15 protein-coding genes are annotated in these 14,984 nt (G+C 63.3%); 12 read left to right on the forward strand and 3 right to left on the reverse strand.

The window, feature by feature from the left end; all coding sequences use genetic code 11:
- Nucleotides 1-127 precede the first annotated feature (127 nt).
- Nucleotides 128-538, reverse strand: a complete 411-nt coding sequence (locus ACO1XS_RS09825) for a response regulator (RefSeq protein WP_486390558.1) — start codon at nucleotides 536-538, stop codon at nucleotides 128-130.
- Between the two features lie 199 nt (nucleotides 539-737).
- On the opposite strand from ACO1XS_RS09825, the gene ACO1XS_RS09830 reads away from it, so the two are divergent.
- Both ACO1XS_RS09830 and treA read left to right on the forward strand, forming a co-directional pair.
- Entirely contained in the window at nucleotides 738-1,154 is a 417-nt protein-coding gene (locus ACO1XS_RS09830; protein WP_486390559.1) for a hypothetical protein, read from the forward strand.
- 168 nt (nucleotides 1,155-1,322) lie between these two features.
- Nucleotides 1,323-2,975 carry an alpha,alpha-trehalase TreA gene (treA, locus tag ACO1XS_RS09835; RefSeq protein WP_331566341.1) on the forward strand — a complete coding sequence of 551 codons (1,653 nt, stop codon included), beginning with the start codon at nucleotides 1,323-1,325 and terminating at the stop codon, nucleotides 2,973-2,975.
- 42 nt (nucleotides 2,976-3,017) lie between these two features.
- Here treA and ACO1XS_RS09840 read toward each other — a convergent pair whose 3' ends face one another.
- Nucleotides 3,018-3,866: an IclR family transcriptional regulator domain-containing protein gene (locus ACO1XS_RS09840; RefSeq protein ID WP_481578850.1), complete on the reverse strand. Its 849-nt coding sequence runs from the start codon at nucleotides 3,864-3,866 to the stop codon at nucleotides 3,018-3,020.
- A 218-nt stretch (nucleotides 3,867-4,084) separates the two neighbouring features.
- Here ACO1XS_RS09840 and ACO1XS_RS09845 point away from each other — a divergent pair, with 218 nt between their 5' ends.
- From ACO1XS_RS09845 to ACO1XS_RS09890, 10 genes are all read left to right on the forward strand, one after another.
- Entirely contained in the window at nucleotides 4,085-4,768 is a 684-nt protein-coding gene (locus ACO1XS_RS09845; protein ID WP_331566343.1) for a 3-oxoacid CoA-transferase subunit A, read from the forward strand.
- Nucleotides 4,769-4,778: 10 nt separating this feature from the next.
- Entirely contained in the window at nucleotides 4,779-5,429 is a 651-nt protein-coding gene (locus ACO1XS_RS09850; protein WP_331566345.1) for a 3-oxoacid CoA-transferase subunit B, read from the forward strand.
- Nucleotides 5,430-5,466: 37 nt separating this feature from the next.
- A complete protein-coding gene (gene pcaF / locus ACO1XS_RS09855; protein WP_486390560.1) occupies nucleotides 5,467-6,669 on the forward strand; it encodes a 3-oxoadipyl-CoA thiolase in 1,203 nt (400 codons plus the stop codon).
- A 32-nt stretch (nucleotides 6,670-6,701) separates the two neighbouring features.
- Complete coding sequence (gene pcaD, locus ACO1XS_RS09860; protein ID WP_331566349.1) at nucleotides 6,702-7,457, forward strand: 3-oxoadipate enol-lactonase; 756 nt, start codon at nucleotides 6,702-6,704, stop codon at nucleotides 7,455-7,457.
- Between the two features lie 477 nt (nucleotides 7,458-7,934).
- On the forward strand, nucleotides 7,935-8,255 hold the full coding sequence (flhD, locus tag ACO1XS_RS09865; protein WP_486390561.1) for a flagellar transcriptional regulator FlhD: 321 nt from the start codon (nucleotides 7,935-7,937) through the stop codon (nucleotides 8,253-8,255).
- A 10-nt stretch (nucleotides 8,256-8,265) separates the two neighbouring features.
- Complete coding sequence (gene flhC, locus ACO1XS_RS09870; protein ID WP_331566353.1) at nucleotides 8,266-8,826, forward strand: flagellar transcriptional regulator FlhC; 561 nt, start codon at nucleotides 8,266-8,268, stop codon at nucleotides 8,824-8,826.
- 326 nt (nucleotides 8,827-9,152) lie between these two features.
- Nucleotides 9,153-10,148, forward strand: a complete 996-nt coding sequence (locus tag ACO1XS_RS09875) for a sugar ABC transporter substrate-binding protein (protein WP_331566355.1) — start codon at nucleotides 9,153-9,155, stop codon at nucleotides 10,146-10,148.
- An 82-nt stretch (nucleotides 10,149-10,230) separates the two neighbouring features.
- On the forward strand, nucleotides 10,231-11,229 hold the full coding sequence (locus ACO1XS_RS09880; protein ID WP_331566357.1) for an ABC transporter permease: 999 nt from the start codon (nucleotides 10,231-10,233) through the stop codon (nucleotides 11,227-11,229).
- A gap of 27 nt (nucleotides 11,230-11,256) precedes the next feature.
- Nucleotides 11,257-12,051 (forward strand): ATP-binding cassette domain-containing protein, encoded by a 795-nt coding sequence (locus ACO1XS_RS09885; protein WP_486390562.1) that lies wholly within the window; start codon nucleotides 11,257-11,259, stop codon nucleotides 12,049-12,051.
- A 37-nt stretch (nucleotides 12,052-12,088) separates the two neighbouring features.
- Nucleotides 12,089-13,294 carry an ROK family transcriptional regulator gene (locus ACO1XS_RS09890; protein ID WP_331566361.1) on the forward strand — a complete coding sequence of 402 codons (1,206 nt, stop codon included), beginning with the start codon at nucleotides 12,089-12,091 and terminating at the stop codon, nucleotides 13,292-13,294.
- 136 nt (nucleotides 13,295-13,430) lie between these two features.
- On the opposite strand, the gene ACO1XS_RS09895 is transcribed toward ACO1XS_RS09890, so the two are convergent.
- The gene (locus tag ACO1XS_RS09895) at nucleotides 13,431-14,969 is read right to left on the reverse strand and encodes an efflux transporter outer membrane subunit (protein ID WP_414720144.1); all 1,539 of its coding nucleotides are present in this window, start codon (nucleotides 14,967-14,969) and stop codon (nucleotides 13,431-13,433) included.
- Nucleotides 14,970-14,984: the final 15 nt, after the last annotated feature.

The following is a 14,984-nucleotide window of genomic DNA, read 5'->3' on the forward strand; positions in this document are numbered from 1 at the left end:
CTCGCCTCGCGCCGTTCGCACTCGCCCAGTGCGCGGCGTCCAATCGAAACGCAACTTTGACAGGAAAATTTGCAAAAACTACCTCGGACGCATAAAGGTCTGCCCGGCGTCCGTATGGCGGTTGGCGCTAGTCCGTGGTGCGCTCGCCTATCGCATCGGCCAACCATGTGACGAATTGCGCGGGCTGTATCGGCTTCGTCATGAAATATTGAAATCCCTCGCCGATACTGCGCAGGCGGTAGGCGTCGCCGGAATGGCCGGTGACCGCCACCGCGACGGCGGGTGCCCGATCGCTGCGGATTTCGTCGTCGCGCATGCGCTGGATCAGATAAAACCCGTCCATACCGGGCAAATCGATGTCGCACACCACCGCATCGGGCCGCGTGCGCAAGATGGCATCGACACCTTCCTCCGCATCGTGGGCGGTCACTACGCGCGCGCCCTCCGATTCGAGCAGGAGTGCCAGCGATTCCCTGCTGGCGAGATCATCGTCCACGACGACGATGCTGACCTGCTCCAGTCTCAAAGCTCCATTCATATGACTTGTGCCCGCCGCCCATATCCGAAAACTCTGCTTGGGACTCGCTGGCGGGAGGCAAGTTGCATCGAGCGCGGCGAACCCGCTTTCGACATTCAAGATTCGATCCAGGTCGATGGCCGATACGCCTACAATGACGGAACTGTCCGTGCCTCGCCTGTGCGCTCACGGCGGGTCACTACCGCGGGAGGAAACTGGAATGAACGATGCGTTCGAACGCCGGGCCCTGCTGCTGCATCTCGGCGCGGCTTTGCAGACGTTGAGCCACATCCTCGAGTACGAGCGCGGCGACGAAACGATCGGCGAGTTGATCGCAACGCAACAACTGCTCGCCGATGTTCCGTTCGTCGAATACGTCTTCGAACGCATGACGGTGCGTGAATTCGGTGCCAACGTGCTGCATGCCTTCTGTCTGTGGCCCCAACTGCTGCTCGACGATTCGCTCGATCGCGACGCGCTCGCGCTCTCCGTGCGCCACCATCTCTTCGACGGCAATCCCCGCGGTTGGGAAGCCTATTTGCGCACGCTGCGCGAAGACGTCCCGTGGTTCGGCGAGGGCCTGGAATCGGAGAGCCCATCCGCCTCCTCCGACGAAACCGGCATCGAGACAACCTGATTCGATCCGGCAGTTTTCCCGCATTCGAAATCGCCGCCTGTTTTTTAAAAATCAGGCGGCGATTTTCTTTTATGCGCGATCTGGCAAAATCGCGTTGCCCCGATTCCGGGCACGACTACGAAAAAGAGGAGACCAGACGCGACCAATCGTCATCGATCAGGAGGAGCAATGTTCGCATCGTCCGAATTCCGTTGTTCTCGTCCGCGTTTTTCCCAAGCCAAACCATTCCCGCAGCGTACCGTTTCGAAGCTCGCCGCCCTGCTGTTGCTGGCCGGGCTCGCCGGCGCCGGCCTGGCCCGCGCCGATGCGCTGGCTACGCTGCCGCCACCCCCGTCCGAACTCTATGGCGATTTATTCGTCGCCGTGCAGACGCAGCAAATCTTCGACGATCAGAAAACATTCGTCGATGCCACGCCCAACAGCGATCCCGCCACTATCCTGCAGCTTTACGCACAGCAAAAGAATCAACCGAATTTCGATTTAAAAAGTTTTGTCCTCGCCAATTTCACACTGCCTTCCGAACCGCCCATCACACCGCCAAGCGGACAGTCATTGCGCGAGCATATCAACTGGCTGTGGCCGAAACTGACGCGCACGACGACGAGCGCCCCGCCCTTCAGCTCGCTCATTGCGCTGCCCAAGCCGTATGTGGTGCCGGGCGGCCGGTTTAGAGAGGGGTACTACTGGGACACCTACTTCACGATGCTCGGCCTGCAGGAGTCGGGGCACGAAGAGCTCGTCGACGACATGCTCGACGATTTCGCCTATGAGATCGACCGCTTCGGCCATATTCCCAACGGCAATCGCACTTACTACCTGAGCCGCTCGCAGCCGCCGTTCTTCGCGCAGATGGTCACGCTCGCCGCCAACAACGAGGGCCCACGCGTCTATCAGAAATATCTGCCGCAGTTGCGCAAGGAGTACGCCTACTGGATGACCGGCGAAAACGCGACGCAGCGTGGGCAGGCGACGCGCAACGTCGTGGTGATGCAGGACGGGACGGTGCTCAATCGCTATTGGGACGAACGCGATACGCCGCGTGACGAATCGTATCTGGAAGATGTGAAGACCGCGCAGCAGGTCACGTCGCGTCCCGCCAACGAGGTCTATCGCGATCTGCGTGCCGCTGCCGAGTCGGGCTGGGATTTCAGCTCGCGCTGGTTCGGCGATAACCGCAACCTCACGACGATTCGCACGACGTCGATCGTTCCGGTCGACTTGAACAGCCTGATGTTCGGGCTCGAGATCACCATCGTCAAAGGCTGCGGCGTGGCGCGCGATTTTCGCTGTGTCGCCGAGTTCATCGGCCGGGCCAAGCGGAGGGCCGAAGGCATCAATCACTATCTGTGGAATCGCAACGGCTACTACGGCGACTACGATTGGCGGCTCGGCAAGCCGCGCGACAACCTTTCCGCCGCCGCGCTTTATCCGCTGTTTGCCGGTGTCGCATGGCCCGAGCGTGCGCAGCGCACGCTGTCGGCCGTCAACCAGAACCTGCTGAAAGAGCGCGGTCTCGCGACGACGACATTCGAAACCGGCCAGCAATGGGATGCGCCGAACGGTTGGGCGCCCTTGCATTGGCTGACGATCGAAGGCGCTCGCCGCTACGGGCGTGACGACCTCGCCAAAGACGTCGGCACGCGCTTTTTGGCCGACGTCAAACAGGTCTATGCGGCGCAGCAAAAACTCGTCGAGAAATACGTCGTCGAGGGGCCGAACGCAGGGGGCGGAGGTGGCGGTGAGTATCCGCTGCAGGACGGCTTCGGTTGGACCAATGGCGTGACGCTCAAGCTGCTCGATCTGTACGCGCCAGGACAGTGAACCGTGGGCGCGCGGAGCTGACGGGCCGCTCCGGCAGCCACCTCAAACGAGCAACAGCCCCAGCTCGCGCGCGCCTTCCCTCAACACCGGCAGGAAACGACTCTCCATTTCGGCCACGGAGATGCGCGCGGCCTGAACGCCGACATTGAGCGCCGCAACCACGCGACCGTCGGGCGCCTGGATCGGCACGGCGATCGAGCGCAGTCCGATTTCGAGCTCCTGATCGTTGATCGCATAACCGTTGCGCCGGACTGAATCGAGCGCCTCGCGCAAGCCCTCGCGCGTCACGATCGTGCGCGGTGTGTATTGAATCAGCTTGACGCGCTCGAAATACGCGTCGAGCGCATCGACACCCAGATGCGAAAGCAGTACCCGGCCCATCGACGTGCAGTACGCCGGTAACCGGCTGCCGACGTGCAGGTCGATCGTCATGATTCGCGAAGTAAAAGCTCGCGCGATATAAAGAATTTCATCGCCATCGAGAATGGCGACCGAGCTCGATTCGTTGAGCGTATTGCTCATGTGCCGCAATACGGGCTGCGCCGCGTTGGCGAGCGGCGTCGACGCCAGATACGCATGACCGAGCGCGAGGATGCGCGGCCGCAAGGAGAAGTTGCGGCCGTCTTCGGCACTGACGAAGCCGAGCTTACCGAGCGTATGCAGACACCGCCTGACGGCCGCGCGCGGAATGCCCGTGCGCTGACTGATCTGCGAAGTCGTCAATACGCGGCGCTGAGCCGAGAAGGCCTGGATGACCGAGAGCCCCCGTGCCAGCGATGTCATGAAATCCGGGTCGGACTCGACTACCGCTGCAGCGCCCGCTTCGGGCTCGGCGCTCGCCTCGGTTTCCGGATCGGCCGGCCGCGAGCCGGTTTCTGAATGCGCAGACATCGCTACCCCCTGTTTCAATGGCCGAATTCTAGCCTATATGTGCGGCAATCGAACGTCGGTGCGCCGCAGATAGGGTTTTTCACGGCTCCAAACCGCCATTTGTTCGATCACCGAACAATTTTCCGATAATCGCCATTGACGCCAGGCGACCTGCCGCCCTACATTGACACCCGTCAACTCCGCCAGAGCACATGCTCTGACTCACCGGGCAGGCAACCATGATCGACAAAACCGTTACTTCGCTCGAAGCGGCCGTAGCCGGCATCTTCGACGGCGCGACCGTGATGATCGGCGGCTTCGGCACGGCCGGACAGCCGGCCGAGCTGATCGACGCGCTCATCGCGCAGGGCGCGAAAGACCTCACCATCGTCAACAACAACGCCGGCAACGGAGAACTGGGCTTGGCCGCGCTGCTCAAAGCGCGGCGCGTGCGCAAGATCGTCTGCTCGTTCCCGCGTCAGGCGGATTCGCAAGTGTTCGATGCGCTCTACCGCGCCGGCGAGATCGAGCTCGAGCTGGTCCCACAAGGCAACCTCGCGGTCCGCATCCAGGCGGCCGGTGCCGGTCTTGGCGCCGTGTTCACGCCGACCGGCTACGGCACCCTTTTGGCCGAGGGCAAGGAAACGCGCGAAATCGACGGCCGCCACTACGTGCTCGAATATCCGATCAAGGCGGACTTCGCGCTCATCAAGGCTCACCGCGGCGATCGCTGGGGCAACCTCGTCTATCGAAAAAGCGCTCGCAATTTCGGCCCGATCATGGCGATGGCCGCGACGACGACGATCGCGCAAGTCAGCGAGATCGTGCCGCTCGGCGCACTGGACCCCGAAGCCATCGTCACCCCGGGTATTTTCGTCAAGCGCGTGGTTGCCGTGGCCGGCAGCGCGGCGCTCGCCGCGTAAGGAGCTCAGCATGAACAAATGGACCCGCGACGACATCGCCCGGCGCGTTGCGCAAGACATCCCCGAAGGCGCTTACGTCAATCTCGGCATCGGTCTGCCTACGAAGGTCGCGAACTATCTGCCGAAAGACCGCGAGATCTTTCTTCATAGCGAGAACGGCCTGCTCGGCATGGGGCCAGCTCCGGCTCCCGGTCATGAGGACCCCGAACTGATCAACGCGGGCAAGGAGCCCGTCACGTTGCTCGAAGGCGGCGCGTTCTTTCATCACGGCGACTCGTTCGCGATGATGCGCGGCGGGCATCTCGACGTCTGCGTGCTCGGCGCGTTCCAGGTCTCGGCCTCGGGCGACCTCGCGAACTGGCATACCGGCGCACCGGACGCGATTCCGGCCGTCGGCGGCGCCATGGATCTCGCGATCGGCGCCAAGCAAGTCTTCGTCATGACCGATCATCTGACGAAGACGGGCGAGTGCAAGATCGTCGAGCGCTGCACGTATCCCCTGACCGGCATCGGCTGCGTCGATCGCATCTATACCGATCTGGCCGTCATCGACATCACGCCTCGCGGCCTCGAAGTGATCGAGATCGTCGAAGGCCTTTCGTTCGAAGCGCTGCAGAACGTGACGCCCGTACCGCTCATCCACGCACCGCGCGCTGCCTGACGAAAGCATCCGCACGAACGCCAAAGGACAGACACCCATGAACGACGCTTATATCTGCGACGCCGTGCGCACCCCATTCGGCCGCTACGGCGGCGCATTGGCCACGGTTCGCGCCGACGATCTCGCCGCATTGCCGATCAAGGCACTCGTCGAACGCAATGCCGGCGTGGACTGGCAGGCGGTCGACGACGTCATCTACGGCTGTGCGAACCAGGCCGGCGAGGACAACCGCAACGTCGCCCGCATGGCCGCGCTGCTCGCCGGCCTGCCGGTCGAGGTTCCGGGCAGCACCGTGAACCGGCTCTGCGGCTCGGGGCTCGATGCGCTCGGCACCGCGGCACGCGCGATCAAGACCGGCGAGACGAGCCTCGTCATCGCGGGCGGCGTCGAAAGCATGAGCCGGGCCCCGTTCGTCATGGGCAAGGCCGATAGCGCATTCAGCCGCTCGATGAAAGTTGAAGACACAACGATCGGATGGCGCTTCGTCAACCCGGCGATGAAAGCGATGCACGGCGTCGATTCGATGCCGGAGACCGCGGAAAACGTCGCAACGCAGTTCGGCGTGAGCCGTCAAGACCAGGACGCCTTCGCCCTGCGCTCGCAAATGCGCACCGCGGCCGCCCAGGAAGCGGGGCGCTTCGACGACGAGCTGATCTCCGTTCACGTAGCCCAGAAAAAGGGCGAGCCGCTCGTCGTGACCAAGGACGAGCACCCGCGCGCGACGACGCTCGAAGCGCTGGCCAAGCTCAAGGGCGTCGTGCGTCCCGACGGCACCGTGACGGCGGGCAATGCATCGGGCGTCAACGACGGCGCCTGCGCGCTGTTGCTCGCCGACGAACGAACGGCTGCGCGCTTCGGATTGCGTCCGCGAGCACGCGTGGTCGCGATGGCCACGAGCGGCCTCGCGCCGCGCATCATGGGCTTCGGACCCGCTCAGGCGGTCCGCAAGGTTTTGGACAAGACCGGGCTCGCACTCGATCGCATCGATGTCATCGAATTGAACGAAGCGTTCGCCGCGCAGGCGCTCGCCGTGACGCGCAGCCTCGGGCTCGCGGACGACGATGCCCGAGTCAATCCAAATGGCGGCGCGATTGCGCTCGGGCACCCGCTCGGCGCATCGGGTGCCCGCCTCGCGACGACGGCCACCTATCAGCTTGCCCGCACCGGAGGGCGCTACGCGCTGTGCGCGATGTGCATCGGCGTCGGCCAAGGTATCGCGCTCATCATCGAGCGCGTATGATCGGCGACGCCATCGACCGGAGACACCCAATCATGACGACGCTTCATTACGAGCTTGCGGGACCCGCGGGCGCCCCGGTGGTCGTACTGTCGAACTCGCTCGGCACCACGCTCGAAATGTGGGATCCGCAAGTCGAAGTCCTCGCGCGCACCTTTCGCGTGCTGCGCTATGACACGCGTGGACACGGCCGCTCGGCACTCCCCCCGCCGCCTTACGCCATCGACGATTACGGACGCGACGTGCTCGCGCTGCTGGACTTGCTCGACATCGAACGCGCGCACTTCGTCGGGCTTTCGATGGGAGGCTTGACCGGGCAGTGGCTCGGCATCCATGCTGCGGCGCACATCGACAAGCTCGTGCTCTGCAATACGGCGGCCTGCATTGGCAAACCGGACGGCTGGCGCGAGCGCATCGAGCTGGTACGTTCGCGCGGGCTCGACGAAGTGGCGGGAGGCTCCGCCGCGCGCTGGTTCACGCAGGGATTCGTGGCGGCGCACGGATCGACCGTCGACGCACTGACCGGGCGCTTGCGCACGCTTTCGCCCGAGGGCTACATAGCCGGCTGCGAGGTACTTGCCCACACGGACCTGCGCGACGATATAGAACGCATCGCGTGCCCCACCCTCGTGATCGCAGGCGAGCACGATCCTGTTACGACGGTGGCCGATGCCCGGTTCATGGTGGATCGCATTCGCGGCGCGCGACTCGTCACGCTCGATGCCGCGCATTTGTCCAACGTCGAAGCTGCGCCCGCATTTACCGAAGCGCTGCTGAACTTCCTCGCCTGACGCGCTCGCCGTCAGCGTCACCCTGGGCACGGTGCCCGCGTCTGCCGTCTTCGCCGGCGGCTATCGGCGCCGGCGCCGGCGCCGCAAATAGATCCAGCACTACGCTGCGCTTGCGCACTCGTTGATCCCCACAGCGCGCGCCGCCGCGCCCCACCCCGCATTTTTTTCCTCTTCCATTGACCGAGCCGCGTTTCGCTAACGAAATCAAACGTCTGAGCGAGCTCGGTCAACTTTTCCTGTTACATCTCCGCGAAAAAATTGCCGAAAACCCTTAGATAAATTTTTCGTACATTTTATGGGAAGGGATTGATTTACCGAGGTTCAGTTCGTACAATGCGCTTCATTGGTTGTTACGAAATGTAACTCCTTGTATCAAAGTTACTCAAGCGGTCGAGCAAACGTTGTCGGTCGCAAAAAGAAAGAATTACACGGTACAAATTACCGGAATAAACCAACGGGGCTTCGGAAGCGTGACAAATGGACCGCAACGGCGAGACGCTGGATTCAATCCGCGAAATTAACCTGTCATACATCATGCTCGCGCAGCGCATGCTGCGCGAGGACAAGGCGATCGGCATGTTCCGCCTTGGCCTGTCGTCGCAACTGGCCGATCTGCTCGCCGGTCTTTCGCTCGCGCAATGCGTCAAGCTGGCCTCGTCGGACCAGCTGCTGTGCTTTTTCCGCTTCAACGACCATTCGATGCTCTCGGCCCTCACGCAGACGGCCAGGAATACCGATGTCGCCGCAACGCACACCGCGATCCTCCTCGCGGGTCAGCCAGTCGAACAATTCGCCTAAGGTGCGCGTCATGGGTCCGAAAAAAAGCCTCACCGAAGACGCCCAGGAAGTCTTTCGCGCCATCGCCCTGATCGAACTGGGCGCGCGCATGCAGGTGCTCGAAAGCGAGTTGTCGCTGTCGCGGGATCGGATGATTCGCCTTTATCGCGAGATCAAGGGTGCCTCGCCGCCCAAAGGCATGCTGCCTTTCTCGGCGGACTGGTACATGACCTGGTTGGCCAACATCCATGCGTCGCTGTTCTACAACACTTACCTCTTCCTGAAAAACGAAGCGGGCTGCTCGCATCTGGACGCGTTGACCAAGGGCTACCGGCTTTATCTCGAGCACTGCAGACATGGCGAGTGCGAGCCGGTGCTCGATCTCACGCGTGCCTGGACGCTCGTGCGCTTTTTCGACGCCGACATGCTTCAGCTCACGCCCTGCTGCCGCTGCAGCGGCAAATTCATCGCGCACAAGCACGACCTTCAGCAAAACGTCGTATGCGGCGCGTGTCAACCGCCTTCGAGGGCCGGCAAGACGAAGAAAGCCGCCGCGGGTAAAGAAGCGGTCCAAACCGCCTGCGCGGCGTAAAACCGCCGCCAATCGTCTCCGCCACGCGAGCGCTTCACGCTCTCATTTCAAAAAGCCTGTTCTTTCGAACGGGCTTTTTTTCTTTGCTTTTTCCTCCGGATTTACCCGTAGCCGGCAATCGCATTTGCGCAAAGCAACATGAGCGCGCTGCTGCCTTTTCATAAGGCCGCAATGCGCGCTTGCCTGCCACGGTTTTGCCGCACCGCAGCATTTTGCGTTTCTTGACTCCTCGCCCCCGCGCTGCTGTACTAAATCACGCAAGTTGATTTAGTCTTCGAATCCATCACGAACAAGAACCGCTGCACCCATCGGAGGAGGAACCCTTGATGAAGACTCGCCCCTGTGCCGCGCTCGCGCGCGCCGCCATGTTGTCCACAGCCGTTGCCGCAGCGCTCTGCGCGAGCGGCACTCACGCGGCCGACAAGGTTGTCGTCGGTCTGATTACCAAGACCGACACCAATCCGTTCTTCGTCAAGATGAAACAAGGTGCCGAGGACGCCGCGAAGAAAGACGGAGTCGAACTGCGAACGGCCGCCGGCAAGTTCGACGGCGACAACGCGAGCCAGGTGAATGCGATCGAGAACATGACGGCCGCGGGCGCGAAGGCGATCCTGATCACACCGAGCGACACGAAAGCCATCGTTCCGGCCATCAAGAAGGCGCGCTCGGCCGGTGTCATGGTCATTGCGCTCGATACGCCGACCGATCCGCAGGAGGCGACCGATGCACTGTTCGCCACCGACAACTTCAAGGCCGGCGAATTGATCGGCGAATACGCCAAAGCCGCGCTCGGCAGCAAGCCCGCCAAGATCGCCACGCTCGATCTCGCACCCGGGATTTCCGTCGGTGTTCTGCGCCATAACGGCTTCCTGAAGGGCTTCGGCATCAAGGAAGGCGATCCGAGCATCGTGTGCAGCCAGGACACGCGCGGCGACCGTGCGAAGGGTCAAACGGCAATGGAAAACTGCCTGCAAAAGGCCCCCGGCATCAACGTGGTCTATACGATCAACGAGCCCGCGGCAGCCGGCGCGTATCGCGCGCTCAAGGCCGCCGGTAAGGAAAAAGACGTGTTGATCGTCTCGATCGACGGCGGCTGCGAAGGCGTGCGCAACGTGAAGGCCGGCCAGATCGCCGCGACCGCTCAACAGTACCCGCTCAAGATGGCGGCGCTCGGCGTGGAAGCGGGATCCGAATACGCCAAGACCGGCAAGAAGGTCAGCGGCTACAAGGATACCGGCGTGACGCTGATCACGGACAAGCCGATGCAAGGCGTGGACAGCAAGGACACGAAGTTCGGCCTCGAGAACTGCTGGGGCAGCTAAGCCCTCCCTCCGGCGCGGCCTTCGGGCCGTCTGACGAAGTCCGCGCCATGTCTTATCCCCCGTACTGACGAGAAGACGCACCATGACGACTCGATCCGCTCCGCCGGTCGCACCGGCACCCGTCTCGCGGCCGCATCAGCACCGCATGCCGACCATCGCCGAAGCCGGCCCGCTGATCGCACTGATCGCCGCCTGCGCATTCTTCTTCACGCAGACTCATCGCTTCCTTTCGTTTCAGAATTTCTCGCTGATTCTGCAGCAGACGATGGTCGTCGCCGTGATCGCCATCGGCCAGACGCTGATCGTGCTCACCGCGGGTATCGATCTGTCGTGCGGCATGGTGATGGCCTTCGGCTCCATCGTCATGACGAAGTTCGCCGTGGGCCTCGGCGTGCCGCCCGTACTGGCGATTCTCTGCGGCATGGGCGCCAGTGCATTGTTCGGACTCCTGAACGGCGTACTGGTCACGCGCATCAAGCTGCCGTCCTTCATCGTGACGCTCGGCACGCTGAACATCGCATTCGCGCTCACGCAGATCTACTCGAATGCCGAAACAGTCTCGAATCTGCCCGATGCGATGATGTTCCTCGGCAACACGTTCTCGATCGGCCCGGCCGAGGTCACCTATGGGACCGTGCTCGCGCTGCTCATGTATCTCGCGACCTGGTTCGTACTCCGAAATACCGTGCCCGGCCGGCATCTCTATGCGCTCGGCAACAACCCGGAAGCGGCGCGGCTCATGGGTCTGTCGTCGCAGCGCATCCTCGTTTGCGTCTATACGATCGCCGGCTTCATCTATGGCATTGCCGCCCTGCTGCTCGTCTCGCGAACCGGCGTCGGCGACCCCCAAGCCGGACAGACCGAGAATCTCGACAGCATCACGGCTGTCGTGCTCGGCGGCACCAGCCTCTTCGGCGGCCGCGGCTCGATCATCGGCACGCTGCTCGGCGCACTGATCGTCGGCGTATTCCGCAACGGGCTGACGCTCATCGGCGTCTCGTCGGTATATCAGGTATTGATCACCGGCGTTCTCGTGATTCTGGCCGTTGCGGCCGACAAGCTCTCGCATCGCCGCGCCTGACGCGCCTGTTTTCATCAAGGAACCGCCATGTCGACACCCTCTTCCCATTCGGCCGCACCGGTGCTGCAGGCCCGGGGCCTCGTCAAGCGCTACGGACAGGTCACCGCGCTCGACGGTTGCGATTTCGAGGTCCTGCCCGGTGAAATCCTCGCCGTCATCGGCGATAACGGTGCGGGCAAATCGTCGCTGATCAAGGCGCTCTCCGGTGCACTCGTGCCCGACGAGGGCGAAATCCTGCTCGATGGCGCACGCGTGCAATTCCGCAGCCCGCTCGATGCGCGCGAGAAAGGCATCGAGACCGTCTATCAGGAACTCGCGGTAGCGCCCGCGATGACGATCGCGGAAAACCTTTTTCTCGGCCGCGAACGCCGCCTGCCGGGGTGGCGCGGCTCGATCCTCCAGATGATCGACAAGCGCCGCATGCTCGAGGAAGCGACTTCGCACATGAAGGACCTGCAAATCGGCATCCGCTCGATGCGGCAGGCCGTCGAAACACTGTCGGGCGGGCAGCGCCAGGGCGTGGCCGTGGCGCGCAGCGCCGCGTTCGCGCGCCACGTCGTGATTCTCGACGAACCGACGGCCGCGCTGGGTGTCAAGGAAGGCAACATGGTGCTCGAGTTGATCCGGCGCGTGCGCGACCGTGGCCTGCCGGTGATCCTGATCAGTCACAACATGCCGCATGTCTTCGAGATCGCCGATCGCATCCATATCCAGCGTCTCGGCCGGCGCGCCGCGCTCGTCAAGAAGGAAGACATCCATATGTCGGAAGCCGTAGCCATCATGACCGGCGCGAAAGAAGCCGACGTCAAGGCGATCGCATGATTTTCGATCGCGCGATCGCGTCAGCGGCACGGCGACGATGAGCCGCGCGCATCCCCCGGCGACACGGCCGGTCGGCTCGAATCAGGTCGGCATGCGGCAGTTCAACGAGCGAATCGTGTTGCAGGCGATCCGACTCCATGGATCGCTCGCCAAGGCCGATGTCGCTCGCCTCACGCGGCTGTCGATGCAGACGGCGTCGATGATCGTCGATCGGCTCATCGACGATGGGCTGCTCGTCAAGCAGGCGCGTGTGCGCGGACGTATTGGGCAGCCCTCTGTGCCGATCGCGCTGGAGCCGGACGGCGCTTATACCATCGGCATTAAAGTCGGGCGTCGCAGCCTGGATGTGCTCGCGCTCGATTTTGTCGGGCATGTCCGCAGTCGCGAAGTGTTCGAGTATGCCTATCCGGATCCGCAGACGCTTTTTCCCACGCTCGAGCGCAACCTTGGGCGCGTCATGACGACGCTTGGGGAGGGGGCCGCCAAGGTGGTTGGCATGGGTGTGGCGGCACCGCTCTGGCTGGGCGGCTGGCGCGATTTTCTCGGCGCGCCCCCTGGGGTGCTCGATGGCTGGAATGCCATCGACATTCGCACGCGCATTGCGGCTATGACCGGATTGCCTGTGGAGTTCGCGAAGGATACGACCGCCGCTTGCGCGGCCGAACTCGTCATGGGCCAAGGGCGTGGGATTCGGACGTTTCTTTATCTCTTTATCGGCACGTTTATCGGTGGCGGGCTTGTGATCGATGGGCGGCTGCATAGCGGACCGCATGGTAATGCGGGCGCAGTGGGCTCGATTCCGTTATCGGCCGGCAACGGACACGCACCGCGGCAGTTGCTGCATGCGGCGTCGGGATTCGTGCTCGAACAGCGTATGAGCGAACGAGGAGCACCTGCCGCGGCAGCGCACGATCACCGGGCTTTCGACGCCGAGGTGTGGCCTGTCACGGACCGCTGGCTCGATGAAGCCAGTGGGGCCATTGCCTCGACCGTCGCGACTTCGGCGGCACTCATCGATCTCGAAGCGGTCGTGGTGGATGGCGAGATCGATCGGCAACTCGTACGCGAGCTCATGCGCCGCACACAGCGCGACCTCGATAGGATCGAATGGGAGGGGATGGTGCGGCCGCAGTTGCTCGAAGGGGCGATCGGCACCGATGCGCGGGCAATGGGGGCTGCTATTTTGCCGCTCTACGCGCATTTTGCGCCAACGCATGAGCTGTTTTTGAAGTCGGAAAGTTAGCCTGCGCTAGGCATCGAATCGGTTTAGCGCGCGGCTGCCTGTGCCGGCGAAATCATCTACACACGCGCGAAAAAAACGCCACCCAGCCGATAACGGCTCGAGCGGCGTCCATGCGTTATCGCTCAGGCAAGCTCATCTACCGCTTAGCGACCTGATCGGTTGCACTGCTCCCTTTCATATCGCCCCACCCGCCACCGAGCGCACGAATGAGGTTAACAGTCGCCACCGCCTGCGAACCCGCGAGCTGACTCGCCTGCCGCTGCGCAACCAGCACCGATCGCTCGCTATCGAGCACATCCAGATAGCTGACCTGCCCTTCCCGATACTGCGTCTGCGACAAATGCTCCGCACGCTGCGCCGAACTCACCGCATCGCCTTGAGCGCGAATCTGATCGTCGAGCAATCGCAAATCGGCAAGGTTGTCCTCAACCTCCCTGAACGCCGTCAGCACCTGCGAGCGATACAGCGCGACATCCTCGTCGAATTGCGCGCGCGCCTGCGCGAGTTGAGCCTTGCGCCGGCCGCCGTCGAAAATCGGCAGCGTGAGCGCCGTGCCCGCGAACGGCCCGAGCAGGAACGTCCGGCTCGACCACATGAAGAGCTCGCCAAGCCCCGCCGATTCATAGCCGAATGCCCCGGTGATATCGAGCTTCGGGAAGAATGCCGACTTCGCCAGACCCACGCGGGCGTTCGCCGCCGCCATCGCACGTTCGGCCGCCGCGATGTCGGGCCGCCGTTCGAGCAACGCCGAGGGTAACCCCGCCGGCACACGCGCCGTGACCGGCACGAGCGGCTGCTGCGCAAACGTGAACTCCGCCGGCGTCTTGCCGAGCAGAATCGCAAGGCTGTGCTCGGCCGCCGCACGTTGCCGCTCCACGCCCACCGCTTCGGCACGCGCCGTCGCGAGCGAGTTGTTCGCCTGCGACAAATCGAGCTCGCTCACCTCGCCCTCGTCGAAGCGGCGCTTGACGAGCTTCACACCCTCTTCGCGCAGCCCGATCGTACGGTTGTACAGATCGCGCTCGGCGTCGAGCTCACGCAGCGAAAAATACGTCGCCGCCACGTCGGCCTGCAACGCGAGCTGGACCGAACGGAACAACGCTTCGCTTTGCTGCGAGTCGGCCCGCGCGGCGGAGACGTTCGAGCTGACCCGCCCGAACAGATCGGCCTCGTAGGACACCGTCGACTGCGCGCGCCACAGCGTCAGCGGCGGCACGTTGGCATTTTGCGGCAGGCCTTGCGAAGCCGGCGACAACTTCTCGCGCGTCGGCCCGAAGCCCGCGTCGATTTCAGGGAACCAGGCCGAGCGAGCCGAACCGAGCGCCGCCCGCGATTGCCGCACGCGCGCCGCGGCCGCCTTCAAATCCTGGTTCGCCTCGAGCGCCTGCTGCTCGAGCTGGTTGAGCGTGTCGTCGCCGAACACGGTCCACCATTCGCCGCGCGAGAGGGCGTCGGAGGGCTGCGCAGGCTTCCATTGCCCCTGTGCCCCCGATGCCGCCGTTGCATCCGCCTGCGGCGCTTCCTTGAACGCGCTCGGGATGTTCATGTCCGGCCGCTTGTAGGCCGGATCGAGCGAGCATGCTGCCAATAGCGCCATCAACAGGCCGCTCGCCAGCATCCGCATGGCACCCCTTGTCGTGCCCCGTGCGCCGGCCGTCTTTTCCAATCGTTTCATTTTTTCTCCCAAGCC

The sequence above is a fragment of the Trinickia sp. genome (genome assembly GCF_057351765.1).

Excerpts from the sequence above, each read along its gene's own strand:
- pcaD (WP_331566349.1), top strand. The coding sequence starts at position 6,702 with ATGACGACGCTTCATTACGAGCTTGCGGGACCCGCGGGCGCCCCGGTG.
- flhC (WP_331566353.1), top strand. The coding sequence starts at position 8,266 with ATGGGTCCGAAAAAAAGCCTCACCGAAGACGCCCAGGAAGTCTTTCGC.
- ACO1XS_RS09890 (WP_331566361.1), top strand. The coding sequence starts at position 12,089 with ATGAGCCGCGCGCATCCCCCGGCGACACGGCCGGTCGGCTCGAATCAG.
- ACO1XS_RS09825 (WP_486390558.1), bottom strand. The coding sequence starts at position 538 with ATGAATGGAGCTTTGAGACTGGAGCAGGTCAGCATCGTCGTCGTGGAC.
- ACO1XS_RS09830 (WP_486390559.1), top strand. The coding sequence starts at position 738 with ATGAACGATGCGTTCGAACGCCGGGCCCTGCTGCTGCATCTCGGCGCG.
- treA (WP_331566341.1), top strand. The coding sequence starts at position 1,323 with ATGTTCGCATCGTCCGAATTCCGTTGTTCTCGTCCGCGTTTTTCCCAA.
- ACO1XS_RS09850 (WP_331566345.1), top strand. The coding sequence starts at position 4,779 with ATGAACAAATGGACCCGCGACGACATCGCCCGGCGCGTTGCGCAAGAC.
- ACO1XS_RS09840 (WP_481578850.1), bottom strand. The coding sequence starts at position 3,866 with ATGTCTGCGCATTCAGAAACCGGCTCGCGGCCGGCCGATCCGGAAACC.
- ACO1XS_RS09875 (WP_331566355.1), top strand. The coding sequence starts at position 9,153 with ATGAAGACTCGCCCCTGTGCCGCGCTCGCGCGCGCCGCCATGTTGTCC.
- ACO1XS_RS09885 (WP_486390562.1), top strand. The coding sequence starts at position 11,257 with ATGTCGACACCCTCTTCCCATTCGGCCGCACCGGTGCTGCAGGCCCGG.
- ACO1XS_RS09895 (WP_414720144.1), bottom strand. The coding sequence starts at position 14,969 with ATGAAACGATTGGAAAAGACGGCCGGCGCACGGGGCACGACAAGGGGT.
- ACO1XS_RS09880 (WP_331566357.1), top strand. The coding sequence starts at position 10,231 with ATGACGACTCGATCCGCTCCGCCGGTCGCACCGGCACCCGTCTCGCGG.
- flhD (WP_486390561.1), top strand. The coding sequence starts at position 7,935 with ATGGACCGCAACGGCGAGACGCTGGATTCAATCCGCGAAATTAACCTG.
- pcaF (WP_486390560.1), top strand. The coding sequence starts at position 5,467 with ATGAACGACGCTTATATCTGCGACGCCGTGCGCACCCCATTCGGCCGC.
- ACO1XS_RS09845 (WP_331566343.1), top strand. The coding sequence starts at position 4,085 with ATGATCGACAAAACCGTTACTTCGCTCGAAGCGGCCGTAGCCGGCATC.